This is a genomic window from Lactobacillus sp. UMNPBX16 (assembly GCF_002553775.1).
GTDB classification, from domain to species: domain Bacteria; phylum Bacillota; class Bacilli; order Lactobacillales; family Lactobacillaceae; genus Lactobacillus; species Lactobacillus crispatus.
This window is the reverse complement of sequence record NZ_PCYU01000003.1, coordinates 1-19,487: the sequence shown is the minus strand read 5'-3', so window position 1 is coordinate 19,487 and position 19,487 is coordinate 1. Positions and strand designations below refer to the sequence as shown.

Annotated in this window: 15 protein-coding genes, 3 tRNA genes and 1 riboswitch; of the genes, 1 reads left to right on the top strand and 17 read right to left on the bottom strand. The window is 37.4% G+C overall.

Annotated elements, in window-relative coordinates; genetic code table 11:
* Nucleotides 1-59: 59 nt before the first annotated feature.
* Both CP367_RS00565 and CP367_RS00560 read right to left on the bottom strand, forming a co-directional pair.
* Nucleotides 60-1,280 (bottom strand): NAD(P)/FAD-dependent oxidoreductase, encoded by a 1,221-nt coding sequence (locus CP367_RS00565; RefSeq protein ID WP_061204951.1) that lies wholly within the window; start codon nucleotides 1,278-1,280, stop codon nucleotides 60-62.
* Nucleotides 1,281-1,294: 14 nt separating this feature from the next.
* Nucleotides 1,295-2,194 carry a prenyltransferase gene (locus CP367_RS00560; RefSeq protein ID WP_013086780.1) on the bottom strand — a complete coding sequence of 300 codons (900 nt, stop codon included), beginning with the start codon at nucleotides 2,192-2,194 and terminating at the stop codon, nucleotides 1,295-1,297.
* 59 nt (nucleotides 2,195-2,253) lie between these two features.
* On the opposite strand from CP367_RS00560, the gene CP367_RS00555 reads away from it, so the two are divergent.
* On the top strand, nucleotides 2,254-3,243 hold the full coding sequence (locus tag CP367_RS00555; RefSeq protein ID WP_065989725.1) for a polyprenyl synthetase family protein: 990 nt from the start codon (nucleotides 2,254-2,256) through the stop codon (nucleotides 3,241-3,243).
* On the opposite strand, the gene ubiE is transcribed toward CP367_RS00555, so the two are convergent.
* The 15 genes from ubiE to CP367_RS00480 form a co-directional block, all read right to left on the bottom strand.
* Nucleotides 3,240-3,941, bottom strand: coding sequence for a bifunctional demethylmenaquinone methyltransferase/2-methoxy-6-polyprenyl-1,4-benzoquinol methylase UbiE (gene ubiE / locus CP367_RS00550; RefSeq protein WP_089146165.1), 702 nt, complete (start codon nucleotides 3,939-3,941; stop codon nucleotides 3,240-3,242). The genes CP367_RS00555 and ubiE overlap by 4 nt on opposite strands.
* 9 nt (nucleotides 3,942-3,950) lie before the next feature.
* Nucleotides 3,951-5,699: a thiol reductant ABC exporter subunit CydC gene (gene cydC, locus CP367_RS00545; protein ID WP_089146164.1), complete on the bottom strand. Its 1,749-nt coding sequence runs from the start codon at nucleotides 5,697-5,699 to the stop codon at nucleotides 3,951-3,953.
* Entirely contained in the window at nucleotides 5,689-7,407 is a 1,719-nt protein-coding gene (cydD, locus tag CP367_RS00540; protein WP_089146163.1) for a thiol reductant ABC exporter subunit CydD, read from the bottom strand. The genes cydC and cydD overlap by 11 nt, the downstream gene beginning before the upstream one ends.
* The gene (gene cydB, locus CP367_RS00535; RefSeq protein ID WP_068813399.1) at nucleotides 7,407-8,423 is read right to left on the bottom strand and encodes a cytochrome d ubiquinol oxidase subunit II; all 1,017 of its coding nucleotides are present in this window, start codon (nucleotides 8,421-8,423) and stop codon (nucleotides 7,407-7,409) included. Before cydB ends, cydD begins: the two co-directional genes overlap by 1 nt.
* A 1-nt stretch (nucleotide 8,424) precedes the next feature.
* Nucleotides 8,425-9,855: a cytochrome ubiquinol oxidase subunit I gene (locus CP367_RS00530; RefSeq protein ID WP_035443699.1), complete on the bottom strand. Its 1,431-nt coding sequence runs from the start codon at nucleotides 9,853-9,855 to the stop codon at nucleotides 8,425-8,427.
* Nucleotides 9,856-10,170: 315 nt separating this feature from the next.
* Nucleotides 10,171-11,016, bottom strand: coding sequence for a MurR/RpiR family transcriptional regulator (locus CP367_RS00525; protein WP_023488688.1), 846 nt, complete (start codon nucleotides 11,014-11,016; stop codon nucleotides 10,171-10,173).
* Between the two features lie 15 nt (nucleotides 11,017-11,031).
* Nucleotides 11,032-12,069, bottom strand: coding sequence for a MupG family TIM beta-alpha barrel fold protein (locus CP367_RS00520; protein WP_089146162.1), 1,038 nt, complete (start codon nucleotides 12,067-12,069; stop codon nucleotides 11,032-11,034).
* 59 nt (nucleotides 12,070-12,128) lie between these two features.
* Nucleotides 12,129-13,028 carry an N-acetylmuramic acid 6-phosphate etherase gene (murQ, locus tag CP367_RS00515; protein WP_013086789.1) on the bottom strand — a complete coding sequence of 300 codons (900 nt, stop codon included), beginning with the start codon at nucleotides 13,026-13,028 and terminating at the stop codon, nucleotides 12,129-12,131.
* Between the two features lie 24 nt (nucleotides 13,029-13,052).
* On the bottom strand, nucleotides 13,053-15,023 hold the full coding sequence (locus CP367_RS00510; RefSeq protein ID WP_013086790.1) for a glucose PTS transporter subunit IIA: 1,971 nt from the start codon (nucleotides 15,021-15,023) through the stop codon (nucleotides 13,053-13,055).
* A 227-nt stretch (nucleotides 15,024-15,250) separates the two neighbouring features.
* Complete coding sequence (locus CP367_RS00505) at nucleotides 15,251-16,711, bottom strand: MDR family MFS transporter (protein ID WP_089146161.1); 1,461 nt, start codon at nucleotides 16,709-16,711, stop codon at nucleotides 15,251-15,253.
* Between the two features lie 23 nt (nucleotides 16,712-16,734).
* Nucleotides 16,735-17,934: a methionine adenosyltransferase gene (metK, locus tag CP367_RS00500; protein ID WP_089146160.1), complete on the bottom strand. Its 1,200-nt coding sequence runs from the start codon at nucleotides 17,932-17,934 to the stop codon at nucleotides 16,735-16,737.
* A riboswitch (SMK box riboswitch) is annotated at nucleotides 17,932-18,020 on the bottom strand. (Overlaps the previous gene by 3 nt.)
* Before the next feature lie 71 nt (nucleotides 18,021-18,091).
* Nucleotides 18,092-18,164: transfer RNA gene (locus CP367_RS00495), tRNA-Val, on the bottom strand.
* A gap of 5 nt (nucleotides 18,165-18,169) precedes the next feature.
* Nucleotides 18,170-18,241, bottom strand: a tRNA-Glu gene (locus tag CP367_RS00490).
* A gap of 151 nt (nucleotides 18,242-18,392) precedes the next feature.
* On the bottom strand, nucleotides 18,393-19,280 hold the full coding sequence (locus tag CP367_RS00485; RefSeq protein ID WP_089146159.1) for a metal ABC transporter solute-binding protein, Zn/Mn family: 888 nt from the start codon (nucleotides 19,278-19,280) through the stop codon (nucleotides 18,393-18,395).
* A gap of 88 nt (nucleotides 19,281-19,368) precedes the next feature.
* Nucleotides 19,369-19,459: transfer RNA gene (locus CP367_RS00480), tRNA-Ser, on the bottom strand.
* Nucleotides 19,460-19,487: the final 28 nt, after the last annotated feature.

The following is a 19,487-nucleotide window of genomic DNA, read 5'->3' as shown; positions in this document are numbered from 1 at the left end:
ATTTGGGGTTCATATCAAATCAAACTGAAGTGATTTTTTATTCTCTTTTATTTTCAATTTTAGTGATAGAAGTCAAATTGACCAATCGCCATTGTTTCTTTAATACCACCAGTTTCAAGAACCGACTTATCAATGGTAATCTTCTTAAGAGTTGCTGCAAAGTATCCTTTAAAAGCATGCCCCATTGCCAATCCTGCGGCTTCTGAATTACCCAAGTTAACTACTACACCTAAGTCATGGTAAGCATATTTATCCGGTCTAGTTTGACCCATAATTCTGCTCTTAATATCTTTTGCAGCGTAGTTAGCCATTGAAAGAGCCAATTGACCAGTGTTAGGATATGGCCATTTCTTACCAGGAACCATGACGCTTGAAACATCGCCTAAGACGTAGATATCATCACTTTCTGGCGCGGTTAAATGATCACCAACCATGACCCGACCACGACGGTTCTTAAATCCAGATGCCTCAATTACTGGACTGCCACTAAAGCCCATCATCCAGATTCTAGTACCTGCCTTAATTTCTTGCAGCTCAGCATTGTCTTTTTCATTAGCCATTTTATACAAAACCGAGGTAGAGGTTACTTCATTAACATAAGCTGGCTTAATAATTTCGACTTTATTTTTCTTAATTGTGTTTAAAGCGTAATCAAGCAATTTACCTTGGAACATTGGCAAAAGACGTGGCGAACCATCAATCATTCTGATGGTAATTTCATCTGGTTGGACGCCAGCCATTTGAGCTAGTTCTGGGCGAACCTTGGCAATGGCATTTCCTAATTCAATTGCTTGAAAACCTGCCCCACAAATTACTACTGACAGGTGTTTAGAATCATGGTCTTGGCGATAAGCCTTCATTTCGGCATAAAGGTGGTCGCGAATAGCTTCAGCTTGTTTTACATTGCTCATTGGCAAAGCATTTTCGGTTACACCTTTAATGCCCATATTGCTCAAGGTAAAGCCTAAGCCAACAACACAATAGTCATATTTAAGTGGAGCATGATCCTTTAACTCAACTGTTTTATCAGCAATATTAACTTTTTCAACTTCATCCGTAATCAAAGTAGTCATCTTCGGATTAATTACATCATTAATTTCATATGACATCCCAGTGTAGGGAATTTCACCAGTAGCCACTTCATATAAGCGAATTGTTTCGTAGTGGTATGGATTACGGTCAACTAAGATAATCTTAACTTGTTCACGCAACTTCTTTTGCAAAGCGACAACTGTTTTCAAGCCGGCAAAACCAGCACCTAAAACTACAACTGTTTTCATAATTTTCAACCTCTCTAAAATAGAATTCCTAAAAAGTAAGTTATTAAGTAAGTCAGTGAACCAACTAGCAACGTTTTTACTCCTGTGATAAATGTCTCTGTCTTAACTTGCTTGCCAATTAAGATCTTGTTCTGCTTATAAACGAACGGTACAATTATTACTGTTAACCAAACCGTCTTAGGAGCAATTCCCAAGAACGGTAGGAGGAAGATTACCAAAAATGCTAAAATATTTTTGACACTAAAAGCAATCAAGCCACCTTTTTTACCAATAAAGTGAATAATTGTGGTGCGGTGATTATCCTCGTCCTCTTGGGCATCGCATAAGTTATTAGCTAGCATTAAATTAGAAATCCATAATTCATCAGCTAAAGCTAATAAGAAGATACGACCGATTGTGATCCAGTTCCAATCAAAAGCTTGAAAACTATTGATATAAACACTGAGCAGGACAATCATGAAGCCCATTGTGAAACCAGAGAACAATTCACCTAGTGGCAAGCTAGAAATAGGATGCGGACCAAATGAATATAAATAACCAACCATAAAACAGAACAAGCCCATCCACAATACAGGCAAGCCTACTTTAGCGACTAGATACAAACCTAATAAAATTGCAATAAGACTAAAGGAAATAATTAATCCCAGAACTAAATTAGGTGAAATATTTTCTCGCCCGATAATGTTAGTCTTCTCTTGGTAATTCTTGCTATCTGCGTGATAATAATCACAGTAGTTATCAAACATATCTACTACCATGTTAAATAGTAGCATTGCAATGAAGAAGACTAGGGCAAATCCCCAGTTAACCTGGTGATAATAATACACGCTGTAGCACATCCCTAAGAAAAAGGGAATGACACTAGCGGTTTTTGCTTTAATCTCAATTAATTCTAAAAATACACTTAATGACATCGATCCACATCCTTTCAAAGGATCACTATTCTGTTAACTCTATTATAAGGAAATCTATCATGAATAACTCTCAACCTTGGCAAAAATATCCACTTATTCGTAAACCGCTTGAAGAAGTTAATCAATTAATTCAGGCAACCATCCGCACTCCATATTCAGACTTGCAAGATGCACTCCTTGAAATGGCTAGTAACGGTGGTAAATATTTACGGCCTAGTTTACTAATTTTGTCAGCTCAAATTGCTAGCAAAAAAGAAACTGTATCAAAACAAATTATTCAACTTGCCTCATCAATCGAAATTTTGCATATGGCCTCATTAATTCATGATGATATCATTGACGATTCTGACGAGCGCCGCGGTAAAATTAGCATCCAAGCCCGTTTTGGCAAAGACACCGCAGTTTACGCTGGCGACTTGCTTTTTACGCACTTTTTTGACCTAATTTTGAACGCCATTTCCGAACAAGATTACATGATCAAAAATGCTCACACAATGCACCATTTACTTGCTGGTGAATTAGGCCAAATGGCTGAACGTTTTAACCTAAGCCAAGATTTCAACGACTACTTAACTAATGTTAAAGGAAAGACAGCTGCACTTTTTCGTTTAGCTGCCGAAGAAGGGAGTCATTTTGGCAATGGAGATGAGCAAACTACTCAAGCTTTAGCCTCCTTTGGTGAAAACTTAGGCATTGCTTTTCAAATTGTTGACGACATTCTTGATTACACTGGCGGTAAGCACCTGAACAAGCCAACGCTAGAAGATTTGACTACCGGCGTCTACTCTCTACCTATTCTGCTAGCTCTTAGCAAAAAGGAATTACGAGAGCAATTAGTACCGCTACTTGAAAAAAAGCGACAAATGAGCAAAAACGATATCGAACAAATCCAAAAGATTTTGCTAAACAGCTCTGTCATCGATGAAACTCACGCTCTAGCTGAACAATATACTAATCGGGCATTGGCTAACCTAGCCCAACTGCCGCAAACTAAGGCAACAGCTCTGCTCAAAAAGATGACGCGTAAATTAGTCAATCGAACGCTTTAGTCTTTGCATCCTACATGAATCGCACCTGCACCGTAAGTTAACTTAGTAACCGCTACTCGAGTAAAACCATTTTGCTCAAGTAGCTTTTTTAATTGCTCAGCCGAGAGAAATTCTTTACTTGTTTTTGACAAATACTGGTAGTCCTTGATATTACCGTGTGTCAACTTAGCAAAATACGGAAAAATTTTAAAATAAGCTTGCCAGCCCAATTTAACTAATGCATTAGTGGGCTGAGACATTTCTAAAACAGCAAATTGTCCACCCGGCTTAAGTACGCGGTAGCTTTCCCGAATCGTCTTAACAGCGTCAGGGACATTACGCAGGCCAAAACAAATAGTTACACAATCAAAGCTATTGGCCGCAAAAGGTAAATTCATTGCATCCCCTGCAATCAACTTTATCTTGGACTGCAGCTGCTTTTGACGAATCTTTTTTTGGGCAATCTTCAACATCTCCTGGTTAAAATCTAGACCAGTCACTAATTTAGCTTTTTTAGCCAAATCAATAGTTGAATCAGCGCTACCACAACACAAATCTAAGCAAATAGAATTTTTATTTAAATCTAACTGCCGTAAAAATTTCTTACGCCAACTCTTTTGAATCCCTAAACTAACAATATTATTCATCAAATCATACTTAGGCGCGACCCTAGTAAATAGGTCATGCACATCTTGTTCTGGCACTTTATTCGTTAGCATAATGAACCTCTATAATCCTAAATCAGCCTTTTTCAATTCACGATAACGCGGCTCTGTCTGCCATAATTTTTCCGGTGTACCCTGCATATTAATTTGTCCATCCTCAATAAAAATTACTTGATCCATCTGATCAATTCCTTGCAAGTGGTGTGTAATCCAAATTAAAGTTTTACCGGATAATTCCTTAATAAACATATTAATTACAGCTTGCTCCGTAATTGGATCCAAGCCAACTGTTGGCTCATCAAGTAAGACAATTGGCGTATTCTTCAGTAAGATTCGCGCTAAGGCTAAACGATGGCGTTCACCACCTGAAAAGCGTAAGCCTGCCTCATCTACCTTAGTATCAAGGCCATCCGTTAATTTTTGCACCATCTCGGCCAAACCTACTCGGCGCAAAACGTCCCATAATTGTTCATCTGTGGCATCTTCATTACCTAGCCGCAAATTATTGGCAATCGTGGTATTGAACAAATATGGCGTTTGATTGATGATGCTAAAGTAATTGGACATTTGATCACCAAACTTGCTAGTATCAATTCCATTTAAAGTTACGTGTCCTTTAGCTGGTACTCGATCACCTCTAAGCAAGGCAGCTAAAGTACTCTTACCAGCACCACTGCGGCCCAAGATAGCAATTTTCTCGCCATCATGTATATCTAGATTAATCCCATGCAAAACCTCTTTATTAGTTTGAGGGTAGGCATAATGCACATCAGTTAATACTAAATTAAACGGTGCGGTTAATTTGATTGGTTTATGCTTAGTCCGATCAGGAGCTGGCAAATTATTCAAACGCTTAAGCGAATCTTTGTAGATATTCGTCTCTTGAGCAGCAGTCGGCAAACTGGCAAAAGCCTCAACAGTCGGGAATAATGCCAAAGCAAATGCCGCAATCCAATTAGTATAATAAGTTGAACGCCCGCCAAATCTGGCAGCACCCCAAATTACTAGGCTCACAATTACCAACACCCAGAAGATTTGTAAAACAAAGTCGCGCCAGCGATCAAATTTTTTCATCTTCGCGTTGATTTGCAAAAATTTATCTTGATCATTGACGTGCAAGGCCAAGTATTCTTTGCTGCGGCCAGACAAAATCCAGTCATCTACTCCCATCACATTATCAGTCAAATCAACGTAGAGCTTGTCTTGAACCGTTTTTTCATAGCTTTGCCGCGCACCATTGATTAAGACTGACCAAATAGGAATAGCGAAAATAATTAGGAAAAACAGGATCAACATCCAAATGCCCATCAGTGGGGAAATGATGCCTAAGCCAATTACGATAATTGCATACAAGCCCCAAGCTACAAACATTGGAAAGATCGTTCTTAGATAAAAGTTTTGAATATGGCTGACATCATCAGACAAAAGTCCCAGAATATTTCCTAGCTGATACTTACTATTAAAAATAGTCGCATCGCGCTCCAATGAGTCATAAAGCTGTTGTCTAAATTTGGAGGTCATTTTGAGCACCCAATTGTGACTAACCAGCCGCTCAAAATAACGGACAGCTGGCCGCGTAATCCCAAATGCTCTAGTTAAGACAATTGGCACATAGATTAACAAAATATTTTCAGGTTTAGCTGCTGAACGGCTGATTAAATAGCCAGCGCAGAACATCAAGCCCCCACCACAGACAAAAGTTAAAATACCTAGTCCAATCGCTAAAATCAACGTTTTACGGTACTTTTCCAAATACGGGCGAACCCAACGATCATTTTTTAATGCTTTTAAAATAGGAATTTTATTGATCATTGTCTTCACCTCTCATTCCTGCCATTAACTTGCAGAAGTAGCCTTGATTCTTTTGCAGTTGCTCATAACTGCCTTGCTCAACTAGTTGACCGTGATCCATCACTAGAATATAGTCCATTTCTTTTAACCAATGCAGTCTGTGAGTCGCAAAGAAGACCAGTTTATTTTGCATTAATGGCATCATCCGCTTCTTTAAGTCAATTTCTGTTTCGATATCTAAGTGAGCAGTCGGCTCATCGAAGATCATAATTTTTCGCTTAGGATCCAAAAATGCTCTCGCTAAGGCAATTCTTTGTGACTGACCTCCAGACAAGACACGCTTACCGCGGCCAATCACCGTATCAAGTCCGTTAGGCAAATCATTTAACAAGGCATCCAGACCCATGATATGAATCGCCTGCTTAATTTCATCATCACTTGCCTGCGGATTATAAAAAGCAATATTTTCACGCAAGCTCTTAGTAAAAACGTATGGCTCCTGCGGAATATAGGTCATTTGACGCTGCCAAGCAGGAATATTCATGGTCGTAGTTTCTTGCCCCTGTAGTTCAATTTGCGCTTGATCCGGAGTCAAAAAGCCGCTGAGCAGGTTAATTAAACTAGTTTTACCAGATCCGCTCATTCCGATAATGCCAATTTTCTTGAATCCTTGGACTTGTAATGAAACCGGTCCAATTTCGGTTTCCTTTTGATAAGTAAACTTCAAGTTCTTGATCTTCAATTGATCTTGAGCTGACCAAGTTTTTAAAGGTAAATCATTAGTTTTTTCCTCTGGCAGATTAATCAATTCGTTGATCCGCTTAAAGGCATTTTTACCATTCAAGGTTGCATGGAAATCCCCCGCAAAATCTCGAATTGGCAAAAAATAATCTGGCGCCAGAATCAGAATTCCTAAAGCAGGAAAAAGTGCAATTTTACCATTCATCAAGTCAAAACCAAGAAAAACAGCAATGATTGCAATAGACAAGGTAGTGAAAAAGTCTAAGGCAAAAGTTGAAAGCATTGCTACTTTTAGCACCGCCATCGTCTTTTTTCTAAAACCCTCACTCAAGTTAAAAATTGACTTGGAATATCTTTTACTCAGGCCTAAATACTTCAGCGTATCAATTCCCCTTAAAGAATCAATAAAGTTATTAGATAAAACCTGAAAGTTACCAAATTGTTTAATTGCTCGATCCTGTGCAGCATGACCTAGGATAATCATGAATAAGACAATTAAAGGATACATGACTAGCAGAATCACAGCTGATGTCCAGCTTAAAAACAGCATGCCGACAAAGATTAAAACTGGCACAATCATCATTGTTAAAACTTTGCTGTAGATTAACTTGATGTATTGCCTGACCTCATCAACACCATCTAGGGACATAGTAATCAAACTACCGGTTCCTTGTTTTTGTACTAAAGCCTGTCCATCACGAAAGACTTTATTTAAGAGCTGCTGTCTTAATTCTTCTGCAACCCGACCGGAATATTTTTCTAACATTGAATCTCTCAGTGTGCTGATCAATTGTCTGGCGATAAAGCAAGCTGCAAAAGTAATTAGTAGTAGCCAATCGAGAGGTTGACCTGCCCACAATTTGCTTAAGACTGACGCTAGTGCCAAGGCTTGTCCTACTATAAAAAAAGCTTGCAGAATCTCAAGCCCTGCAAGTTTTTTTAAGATTGAACCAGCGCCATCAATTTTAAATAGCTGTTTATCAATCATTATTTAACCTCTCCGATTCTTGGCATTGAAATCCGCTTGCGGAAAATCCAATATGCCCAGATGGTGTAAGCCAAGACACATGGTACCAAGATGCAAGTAGCAACAGTCATAACAATCAAAGTGTAGTTAGATGATGATGCACTATGAATAAGCAAATCATACTTGCTACTGATTGATGAAATCATTACTCTTGGGAATAAGCCACAGAAGATTAATGCAACCAATGAGATCAGAGTTAATCCACTGCAAGCTAAAGCCATTCCTTGCTTATTGATAAAGGTAGCTACATGTGCTGCCACAGAGAAGCCGACAATTAATACTAAACATATTAAAGTTGCAATTGGATGTACTCTCATGAAGTCGGTTTGGAAAATCAATAATAAAGCAAAGACCACTTCACCGACGTAGAGTACCCAGTATAAAGCTTGTGCATAGTTTTGTGCTCTATCTGAAATAACGCCCTTAGTTTTAATAGTAATATAGTTTAAGCCGTGTAAATAGCAAAGAAGTGTTAAAGCAATACCACCAACGATTGAGAACCAGTTAAAGTAGTCAAAGAAGCTAGCTGAAATATTGCCTTTAGCATCGATTGGCATCCCTTTAATCATTGAGATAAACATTACCCCAAAGAGAAAGGTGGCTATTACGCTACCGATCGCCATTGCATTATCCCAAATATTCTTTTGATATGGAGCACATTTTGCTCTAAATTCAAATGACACACCACGAATAATTAAGCCAACTAAGATCAATAATAAAATTAAATAGTAACCTGAGAATAAGGTTGCATACCAGTATGGGAATGATGCAAACATTGCACCACCAGCAGTAATCAACCAAACTTCATTACCATCCCAAACTGGTCCAATTGTGCTAACAATTTGATCTCTTTCAGATTCATTATGAGCTAATGTCTTCACAGCCATTCCTACCCCGAAGTCAAATCCATCGAGGAAGAAGAAGCCTGAGAACAATACTCCAATTAAAATGAACCAAAGTATTTGTAAAAATGACATTTTAGATGGCCCCCTTTGAGAACGGATCAACTACTTTGCTTGCTTCTTGAGCCTTATCATATTCATCTGGATCGTTGTGCAAGAAGCGAACAACCAATGCAATCATGATAATTGCCAAAACAGTAAACAAGCAGAAGTAAACAATATTTGAAGTCAAAAGTGAAGCCACTGAAACATTCGGTGAAACACTTTGATCAATAGTGAATAGACCATAAACTGTCCATGGTGCACGGCCTAGTTCAGTGATTAACCAACCAGCAGTATTGACCAGGAATGGTGAGAATGTAAGAAGTGCGAAGATCCATAATAGCCAACGATGGTTATAAAGGGTTTCTTTATTCTTACGAGTCATGATTAAACCAACAATTGCCATCAAGAATAATAATGCAGCAAAACCACACATTACTCTGAAGGACCAGAATAAAGTATTAACTGGTACATAGTAGTCCATCTTGCGACCATCAATATGTGTACCATACTTCTTTTCAAGTTCTTTGTTAATTTCTTCCATACCTTTTACAGAACCAGTAGTCTTGTGGTAAGAAAGAATACTTAACATGTCTGGAATATCAATTCCCTTAACTTCATGGGTCTTTGGATTAGCAATTGCAACTACCGTCCATGGAGCCTTTTCTCCAGTTGTCTTATAAACAGCTTCAGTTGCGGCGAACTTCATTGGTTGATCATGCAAAGTATATTGCATTTGCATATCACCCACAGCAATTTCACCAGCTGAGAAAATTAACATTAAGATTAAGCCTAAACGCATTGTCTTACGATAGATCTTCTTGTTAATGTCTGAAAGGTTACGTTTCTTCAATAGTTGGAAAGCAGCTAACCCAGTCAAAATTGTAGTACCAGTTAAAAGTGCACCAACAATTACGTGACCATATTCATACATTAATTGTGGATTCTTAAGAAGTGCTCCAAAGTCAGCCATTTCGGCACGACCGTTGCGTAAAGCAAAGCCGACGGGATGCTGCATGAAGGAGTTTGCTGTTAAAATCCATAATGCAGAAGTCATTGTCCCAAAGACGATCATCCATCCAAAGAATAAGTGTAATTTCTTCCCCACTTTATCCCAAGTAAACATCCACAAACCAATAAAGGTAGATTCAATAAAGAATGACAACAATGCTTCAAAAGCAAGTGGAGCACCAAAGATGTCCCCCATGAATCTAGAATAATCGGACCAATTCATACCAAATTGGAATTCTTGAATGATACCGGTTACAACACCAACGGCAAAACTCAATAAAAAGATATTAGCCCAAAACTTGGTCATCTTTTTATATTCAGGCTTGCCTGTATGAACATACATTGATTCCATAATTGCGACAACGAATATCGTACCAATTGAAAATGGCACGAAGAAAAAGTGAAAGATCGTCGTCATAGCAAATTGGAATCTTGCTAAACTAGTAATATCCATTTTTACGCCCCCATATTCTGACTTGCATTACTAGTCTCTGTCATTAATAATAACAAATATTATTTTGTCCAATTTAAGTTTACTGCTACTTAAATTTACTTGCAAGGAGGCAAGTAATGCGCTTTCAATAGTGTTATCTTATTTTTAAGTCACTTTCCATTTATAATTATAGCATTGTCAAATATAGATTTATTCCAACCGCAAAAAAAGTACTAAAAAAGGACCAAACTGGTCCTTTTTTTCTTTATTTTTATTATTTTCATCATGAAAATATTTTTGATTTTTTAAATTTATTTAGTTGTTATTTTATAGATTCTACACTTTTAATTGATTAGTCAAATTTTGCGTAGTTTTCATTTTCATATTTAGTTCTTTTAAATTTGGCGAAATAAGACTCAAATATAACAAGCTAGAAGCAAAGATTTCTGCAAATAGTGAATTAATAGCACCATAGCGCAATAACTTCTCATTTGATGGCAATGTAATTACTGTATCAGCCATATTCTTTAGTGGTGAATCTTGTATACGAGTCACTGCAACTATCTTGGCATTATTTTTTTGCGCCTGCTTTGCCATTAGCAATGGTTCTTGAGTTAATCCACTGTAGGAAAAAACGATTAGTATATCTTCTTTATTAATATTTGCTACTTGTTCTAAAGCAATATGTGAACTTTGAACGAAATTAACATTCTTTCCGCTACGAATTAATTTATAAAACAAATCTTGAGCAGCAAGACCAGATGCTCCTTCTCCTGCAACATATATCTGTTGTGCTGATCGCATTAAATCTACTGCAGCATCTAAAGATTTATGATCTATTGTTTTACCAATGTCTGCAATATTTTTTCCTAAGCTAAGTTGCAATTTATAAAGCACGCTTGTTGGTTCATCATTTGTATTGATAATCGTATCTACCATAGCATCTTGTTTATTAGGCATTTCTTGCGCACAAGCTATTTGAAAATCCTTAAAACCTTTAAAGCCCAAATTTCTGCAAAAGCGAACGACTGATGCACCACTTGTTTGGGTAATGGTACCTAATTCCTGTAAATTTTTATTTAGAAAAATTCTTGGTTCTTTAAAATAAACATCTGCAATTAACTTAGAAGTCTTATTCAAATTAGGATATACATCTGAAATCTTATTTGCCAAATTAAGCATAATATCACCTTTCTTCTATGTCAGCCTTCTAAAAATAATTTTCGTACTCGAATCAATAAAATCAAGCAACTTCACATACTCGGGTGAAATAAAACCAATCACATTACTACGTGCTTCAAAAGGTAAATTTGACTTAATCAGACTAACTTCACCACTATATCTTTGAGCTAATTTGTTTTGCATTGTAATAGTGCCCCTATGCCTATTTAAAGTATTACAAATTGGAATATCAGGTTTTCTAGGCAAACTTAAGCGAATCAGCTTTTCTGGCATGTCCTTTCTTACTTCAATCACTTGATCATACAGCTGTTGATACTGTGGCAATAAAGAGCATTCTAAGTTTAAAGTCTTATCTTTTTGGTAATCTACAATATATTGGAGATTTTTGATTGAAGCCTGGCTATCACCAATAAACACATCATCTACATTCGCCTCATGAATTAATTCAACAGCTGCAACGTAAGGTGAAACTCCACGATGCTTTTCTACAGTTGGCAAACCCTCATACAATGGAAAACGTTTAAGTGCATCCCCAGGAACAAAAGCTTGAGTTCTTAAGCCATAGTCCTTTAACATCCAATTCTTACGTTTAAAATCTGTCCATCCCATACCTGTATCTGTATGCGGATAAAAATTATATGTTAAAGCTAATTTACCAAAATCAACCCCTGCATTTCTGGCACGATCTAAATAGTCCAGTGACACAACACTTGCATTTAATAAAATAAAGAAATTTCTTTGTAGCTTTTTGATTAAATCAAAGTCATCAAAACCATAATCTAATCTTAAGGCCTTGAATCCCTTATCTTTTAAGGCTTCAAAATCGTCTCCTTTAATTCCTAGCTTTTCCAAAGTTGCTGGAGAAACATCGGGAATTACTTCAAGCCCCAATTCATTACACAGTTCAAAGAATCGAGGTAATTTTTGATCCAGATCTGAATAATCTTCCTCTGGAATTTGAAGTGACGTAAAAATATATTTTGCTCCAGCTTGAGCTGCTTTTTTCAAATAATTTTCATCATAATCTTGAAAATATACAGATATTCCTAGCATAACATTTCCTTTCTTATAAAATAAAAGCCATTCATAGTGAATGACTTTTATTTTTAGAATCAATTATTTTCTTTCAAAACACTGCTTACATTATTTTCATGTTCTTTAAGTAATAACTCTGCCTTTTCCTTAGCTAAACCTGTTTTAGCCATTACAATTGCTAAACCAACATCTTTATCAGCATCCCTTAAAATTTTTGCTGCTTTTTCTAAGGAAACATTTGTAGTAGTTTGAATGATTCTTTCAGCACGTTCAACTAACTTTTCATTCGTTGGCAAAACATCAATCATCACATTTTGATATACCTTACCCTGGCGAATCATAATCCCTGTTGAAATCATATTCAAAATCATCTTTTGTGCAGTGCCAGCCTTCATTCTAGTAGAACCTGTAATTACTTCTGCACCAGTAACAGCTTCAATTGCAATATTTGCATGTTGACCAATCAAACTGTGTTTAACACAAGCAATCGCAATAGTAGCCGCACCAACTTTTTGAGCATAATCCAGCCCACCAATCACATAAGGAGTCCTACCACTAGCTGCTAAGCCTATCACTACATCTTTTTCTGATAAATCAAGCTTTTTAAGGTCTTCAGCTGCTAATTTAGGATCATCTTCTGCTCCTTCGACAGCCACATACATTGCACCTTTACCGCCAGCAATTAAACCTATTGCACGTTCTGGTTTAATTCCATAGGTTGGGACAAGCTCCGCCGCATCTAAAACACCTAATCTTCCACTAGTTCCTGCACCAATATAGATCAATCTGCCGCCTTGTTGGTAACGTGCGGAGCCAATATCAATCGCTTGAGCAATTTCTTCATCTTGAGTTCCTACTGCTTCTGCAACTTTTTTATCCTCTTCATTGATTGTCTTTACCATATCTAATGTAGACATAGAATCAATATGCATAGTATTTTTATTTCGTTGCTCAGTAGTCAAATTTTCAAGTGACATTTTATATCATTTTCTTTCTAAAAATTATTTTGTCATTGCCTTAAAGACAACTTGACCTGCCTTAACTGGTGAATCTTCTACTTTTGATACCTGATCAATATGATCCATATTAGCAATAATAGTTAAAACCACTGGGTCTTTTCCTGCCTTTTTAATTGCAGCGATATCCATTGTACCTATTTTTTCACCAGCATTAACTAGATCACCTGGTTTAACGTCAATTTCAAATGGAGCACCCTTTAATTCAACTGTATCTAATCCTAAATGCATTAAAACATCTAAGTTCCCTTTACTAGTTTTCAATGTAATTGCATGTTTAGTATTCATTACTGTATCAATTTTACCGTCTACTGGCGCAACCACTGTACCATTTGAAGGATCAATAGCAAAACCATCACCTAGCATCTTTTGTGAAAAAACGTCATCCTTTACTTCTTCAATTTTTTCTAAGTCACCTGAAACAGGAGCTTCAAAAGAAATTTCAACCTTTTCACTAGGCATATTCAAATTATCAGCATGCTTTTCAGCAGCTCTTCTTTCGGAAACTTCAGGAGTAGGATTTTCAACTTTGCCTTTAATAGCATCTTTAGGAACACCCCAGAAATAAGTTGCAACAAATCCACCAGCATATGCGGATAAAAGCCCAATACAGTATGCCCACCACATATTGTTAGCAATTAATGGAATTAAAGCAACACCTGAAGGACCGATAGCAATTGAACCAACGTGACCAAATGCGGCAACAACGGCACCACCAATACCACCACCAACACAGGCAGTAATAAATGGTCTACCTAAAGGAAGAGTAACACCATAAATTAATGGTTCACCAACTCCCAAAATACCTACAGGTAACGCACCTTTAATCAATCTTACTAAATCCTTGTTTTTACGACATTTAGCCCAAAGGGCAATTGCAGCACCAACTTGACCAGCACCAGCCATTGCCAGAATAGGAAGTAATGGTGTATAACCCATTTTTTGAATCATTGATAAATGGATCGGTGTAAGGATTTGGTGTAATCCGAGCATAACCATTGGTAAGAAGAACAACCCAAGGATGAATCCAGCAACAGGACCACCAACATCGAGCACCCAATTAATACCACCTACTAATGAATTAGAAATCCAACCAGCAATCGGCATAATTGCAAATACTGTGAATAGTCCCATAATCAGGACAGTAAAGAACGGCGTAAATATAATATCCACGGAATCTGGAATATGTTTATGGAACCATTTTTCTACATAAGACAAAAGCCATACAGCAAGTAAAACACCAATAATACCACCTTGGCCTGCTGCTAGCGGCTTACCATCTAATACATTTGGAATAGTAACCGGTGCAGCAATCCCAGGAAGCAAAACGACACCGCCGATGATGCCACCTAGAGCAGGAGTAGCTCCAAATTCTTTAGCAGTATTAATACCTACATAAATGTTCAAATATGCAAACAATGCACTAGCAATCATACTGAGAATAGTAACGCCTAAGTTCCAGCTACCAGGCAACATCTTAGCCGTCAACATATTTCGAAGGATACCAGCAACACCTGAAATTAAACCAGCACCAATAAATGCAGGAATAAGTGGAATGAAGATAGCGGAAATATGGCCTAAAGCTTTACGCCACCATGTTTGTTTCAACTGTGCCTTATGTTGAGCATGTACTTCTGCAGCTTTTGCTTGAACTTCAGACTTTTCGCTCTGGTAAGTGCTGGTTGGGAATTCTTCGTTTTCTTTCACTCCCACTTGGCTAACCATATCTTGTGCAACTTTAGCATTAACCCCAGAACCTAGAACAATTTCCAACGTGTCCGCATTTACTACGCCTAAAACTCCGTCAATATCTTTCAAGCCTTGAATATCTACTTTAGAGTTATCCCGGATCTTAATTCTTAGGCGTGTCATGCAATGATACATTGACTTAACATTATTAGGTCCACCGATATTTGCATAAATCTCGCGTCCTAATTCTGAATATTTATCAGCCATCGTCTTACCCTCCTTATAGAAAATAGTTGATTTGTTTACCTCGCGACTTTTCATGTAAGCTCTTACATAGTAAGAATATTCTCTTTGAAATAAAAATTCAATATTAATTACAAAATATTGATTTTGTATTTTATATAAATTAAAAATTCATATTTTCTTTTAAAAATTATAAAATCATAAGTTCTACAAAAAAGCCACATGCTCTACTTTGCATGTGGCTCATTAACCTAATTTTTCTTCAATTTTCGATCTCGATACAGTTGATTCAACACAATTGAGACTACAATGACAATCATCGAAACAACGTAAACGGCTTTTAAACCGCCTAACAGGACCTGCCGCAGTTGCGGCACTACATTAGCAGCCAAACTTTTAGCGTTTTCTGCCGAAACAATTTTATTCATCATTTCCTGATTCAACCCAGGTCTCTTATTTAATCCATGAGCTACCATCGTGTTAAAAGCAATCCCGTAGATAGAAACCATCATTGTCTGTCCCAGATACTTCATCAGCGTATTAAACGAAGTGGCAACACCTATGTCATCCTTCGGAACCAAAACCTGCGATCTCACCTGTGAAGCTGTCGTAATCGCACCAAAGGCGGTCCCATTAAAGGCAGCAATAACACAGAAGACCCAGAATGATGTGTAAATCGGCACTAAAATCAAAACCAAATCGGCCACAACTAAAACCAATAACATATAATCATATGTCTTTTTAATCCCCCAGCGGCCGAGCATTCCACCAATCAAGAATGAACCCACAATCCACATTAATGAACTAGGCGTTACAGCAAAACCGGCTAGAGATGGATTAGTACCATTAATACCTTGCATCCAGGTAGGAATGTAAAATTCAAAGCCGATTACTACGCCAGAAATCAATAACGTAATCAGGTTAATTGCAAGGAACTCCTTATCTTTTAACATAGTGAGTGGCATTATTGGATCAACTGCGCGCTTTTCTGCTCTAAAGAACATAATTATACTAATTACCACTAAAACGGCTAGAGCGGCCATTATGGCGATATTAGTGTTTGAACCTAAATCTTGTAAGAAAAACATCAAAGCTAGCAATAAAATTACTAACCAAATGGTTCCCTGCAAATCTAACTTAGACTTAGAGCTATGTTTAGGCTCTTGCAAACAAAAAATTACTAGCAAAAAGGCAATTATTCCAATTGGCACATTGATGTAGAAAACCCAGTGCCATGATAGATGCTGAACTATAAAGCCACCTAATAGCGGTGCAATAACTGATGCTACTCCCCAAAAACCAGAGTTAAGACCTAACATTTTCGCTCTTTTTTGCAGAGCATATAAATCCGCAATAATGGTGATGGCAACTGGCTGAACCGCGCCAGAACCCAATCCCTGAATTACTCTGAATAAGATAAGCTCCACCATATTTTGTGCAAGTCCACACAGCGATGAGCCTATGACAAACAACGCAATTCCAAACAAAAAAACTGGCTTCCGCCCAATGCTATCCGCCAGTTTTCCATATAAAGGAGTTGAAACGGCCGTCATTAGCAAGAAAATTGATACAACCCAATTCATAATCTCGAGCCCATCTAGGTCAGAAACTATGGTTGGCATTGCAGTAGAAACAATTGTCCCTTCAATGGCAGTCATAAAAGTTGTCATAAAAATCGCAAGCGTGACTATAGGCACGTTTGTTTTTTTCATTCTTTTTTACTTCCTCTTTTTATTTATTGCTTATTTTTAATATAATCAAGCAAATCTTGTGTTTTATCAGTCTTTTCCCATGGCAAATCAACGTCTGTTCTACCAAAGTGACCGTATGCGGCCGTTTGTTCATAGATTGGACGACGAAGGTCAAGCATCTTAATGATACCGGCTGGACGAAGATCAAAAACATTGCGTACTGCTTCAGTTAACAAATCATCGTCAACCTTACCAGTACCCGCAGTATCAATCATAATTGAAACTGGGTGAGCTACACCAATTGCATAAGCCAATTGAACTTCACAGCGATAAGCAAAGCCGGCAGCCACAATATTTTTAGCGACATAACGAGCTGCATAACTAGCTGAACGGTCAACCTTTGTTGGATCCTTACCTGAAAATGCACCACCGCCGTGGCGAGCGTAACCACCATAGGTATCAACGATAATCTTACGACCAGTTAAACCAGAATCGCCCTTTGGACCTCCAATAACAAAACGCCCTGACGGATTAATCAAAAACTTAGTCTTTTCATCTAGGTACTTGGCCGGAATAACTTCCTTAATGACTAAATCAATCATTGCCCGATGGATTTCTTCATTAGAAACTTCTGCATCAGTTTGAGTAGAGATAACAACAGTATCCACTCTTAATGGCTTATTGTTTCCATCATATTCAACAGTAACTTGAGCCTTAGCATCCGGACGAAGCCAATCTAAAGTATGGTCTTTTCTCAAAGCAGCAACACGTCTCATTAAACGATGAGCAAGCGAAATTGGTAATGGCATGAGTTCAGGTGTCTCTTTAATCGCAAAGCCAAACATCAAACCTTGGTCACCAGCACCAATTTGATCCAATTCATCGTTATCAGACTTGTTTTCTCTAGTTTCAAGTGAGTGATCAACCCCACCGGCAATATCAGGTGATTGCTCATCGATGTCAACCATCACAGCACAGTTATTGCCATCAAAACCTAATTCTGGACGATCATAGCCGATCTTCAAAATAGTCTTCCGCACTACATCTTGAATATCAACATAAGCGTTGGTAGAAATTTCACCAAAGACAAAAACCATCCCAGTAGTTACGATTGTTTCACAAGCTACGTGTGAATTAGGATCCTTCTTTAACATCGCGTCTAAAATTGCATCAGAAATCTGATCAGCAACTTTATCCGGATGTCCTTCAGAAACTGATTCTGAAGTAAACAAACGTCTTTCCATATTAGTCCCCCTATATAGACATTGGCTATTCGGTTACAAGGCATCTTCACTAATCATAGTGAATCCTCTCAGGACTTGAACCGATAAAATAATAATTTGGCTTGTTCGTTCTTTTTGCATAAAAAAAGACTACCGCAGCGGCGGTAGTCCCGAACAATGGAGGATACAGGGCTCGAACCTGTGACCTCCTGCTTGTAAGGCAGATGCTCTCCCAGCTGAGCTAATCCTCCATTAGTGACCCGTACGGGATTTGAACCCATGTTACGGCCGTGAAAGGGCCGTGTCTTAACCACTTGACCAACGGGTCATATCTCTTAATCAAGAGTACTTTATTATAATAACTAATCATGTTTTAAAAGTCAAGAACTTTTTTTATTTATTTTTATTAGTTATTACCACCGTGATCTCTCAATCACAACGTTTATTATATTACCTGATAGTCCCTAATTATGCAATAGTTATTTTAAAAAAATTTCAAATAATTTTTGATAATTCGCTTTCATCCAGTAATAATAACTAATTCCATTAGGCATTGTTTCCCTTACATCGAGAACTGAAATATTATGTTGCTCTGCTAGTTTAACCATGCCACTAACTGTACTACTTGATGCTTGAATATTATTAACAAAGAAAGCAATTTTTCTAGCTTTAATTTTGACTTGCATCTCATGAATAACTTGCGCACTCGGATCCGTTTCATTTTCTACAGCTTCTTCAAATGCCTGATTGCCAATCTTAAAATGACACCGTTCTAGTGCATAATCAAACACGGGCTCACTAACATAAACCGCTTTATCTTCACGCCCATTAATTTTAGCAGCAATTTTCTTTATACTATCAATCTTTTGCAAATAGCTTGCAGCATTAGACTTAAAATATGCTGCATGTTTTGGATCAATTTTACTTGCTGTTTTAACTAGATAATCAACATACTTTTTAGGCATGTTTAAGTTATACCAAATATGAGGATTATCCCCCTGTTTTAATCCCATCAATTGATTACCAACTTTAACCACATGAATATCATTAGCATTGGCTAAATTAGTCATCCAGTCATCATATCCTAGACCGTTGGCAATAACAATATTAGCATTAGCTACTTCTTTGGCAGAGCCAGTCGTAGGCTCAAAATCATGTGGATCTGTATCACCGTTTTTTATAATAGCTTGTACATGACCATGTTTACCAACTATATTTTTAGCAATATCTGCATAAATATTAGTAGAAGTTACAATATTGACTCTATGCTTAGCAGTATTCTCTTCTCCCTTTGTCGAACAAGCGGAAAATGTTATAGCTAATAGAGATATTAAAAATAGAAATGGAATTAGTTTTCGTAGCTTCACGATATTTCCTCCCTTTCTCCATTATATATGAAAAATTAGGTAGAAAAAAAGGAACTATGTTAACATAGTTCCAATTCATATATATTTACGGAATGTGAGGGATTTGAACCCTCGATACAGGTATAAGCCCGTATACATGATTTCCAATCATGCTCCTTAAGCCGCTCGGACAACATTCCATACAAAGTACTCCGGCTGTCAGACTCG

Coding starts and splice junctions, on each gene's coding strand:
- cydB (WP_068813399.1), bottom strand. CDS start 8,423: ATGTCATTTTTACAAATACTTTGGTTCATTTTAATTGGAGTATTGTTC.
- cydC (WP_089146164.1), bottom strand. CDS start 5,699: ATGATCAATAAAATTCCTATTTTAAAAGCATTAAAAAATGATCGTTGG.
- CP367_RS00565 (WP_061204951.1), bottom strand. CDS start 1,280: ATGAAAACAGTTGTAGTTTTAGGTGCTGGTTTTGCCGGCTTGAAAACA.
- metK (WP_089146160.1), bottom strand. CDS start 17,934: ATGGAAAGACGTTTGTTTACTTCAGAATCAGTTTCTGAAGGACATCCG.
- murQ (WP_013086789.1), bottom strand. CDS start 13,028: ATGTCACTTGAAAATTTGACTACTGAGCAACGAAATAAAAATACTATG.
- CP367_RS00560 (WP_013086780.1), bottom strand. CDS start 2,194: ATGTCATTAAGTGTATTTTTAGAATTAATTGAGATTAAAGCAAAAACC.
- CP367_RS00530 (WP_035443699.1), bottom strand. CDS start 9,855: ATGGATATTACTAGTTTAGCAAGATTCCAATTTGCTATGACGACGATC.
- cydD (WP_089146163.1), bottom strand. CDS start 7,407: ATGATTGATAAACAGCTATTTAAAATTGATGGCGCTGGTTCAATCTTA.
- CP367_RS00520 (WP_089146162.1), bottom strand. CDS start 12,069: ATGCTAGGAATATCTGTATATTTTCAAGATTATGATGAAAATTATTTG.
- CP367_RS00525 (WP_023488688.1), bottom strand. CDS start 11,016: ATGCTTAATTTGGCAAATAAGATTTCAGATGTATATCCTAATTTGAAT.
- CP367_RS00555 (WP_065989725.1), top strand. CDS start 2,254: ATGAATAACTCTCAACCTTGGCAAAAATATCCACTTATTCGTAAACCG.
- CP367_RS00505 (WP_089146161.1), bottom strand. CDS start 16,711: ATGAAAAAAACAAACGTGCCTATAGTCACGCTTGCGATTTTTATGACA.
- ubiE (WP_089146165.1), bottom strand. CDS start 3,941: ATGCTAACGAATAAAGTGCCAGAACAAGATGTGCATGACCTATTTACT.
- CP367_RS00510 (WP_013086790.1), bottom strand. CDS start 15,023: ATGGCTGATAAATATTCAGAATTAGGACGCGAGATTTATGCAAATATC.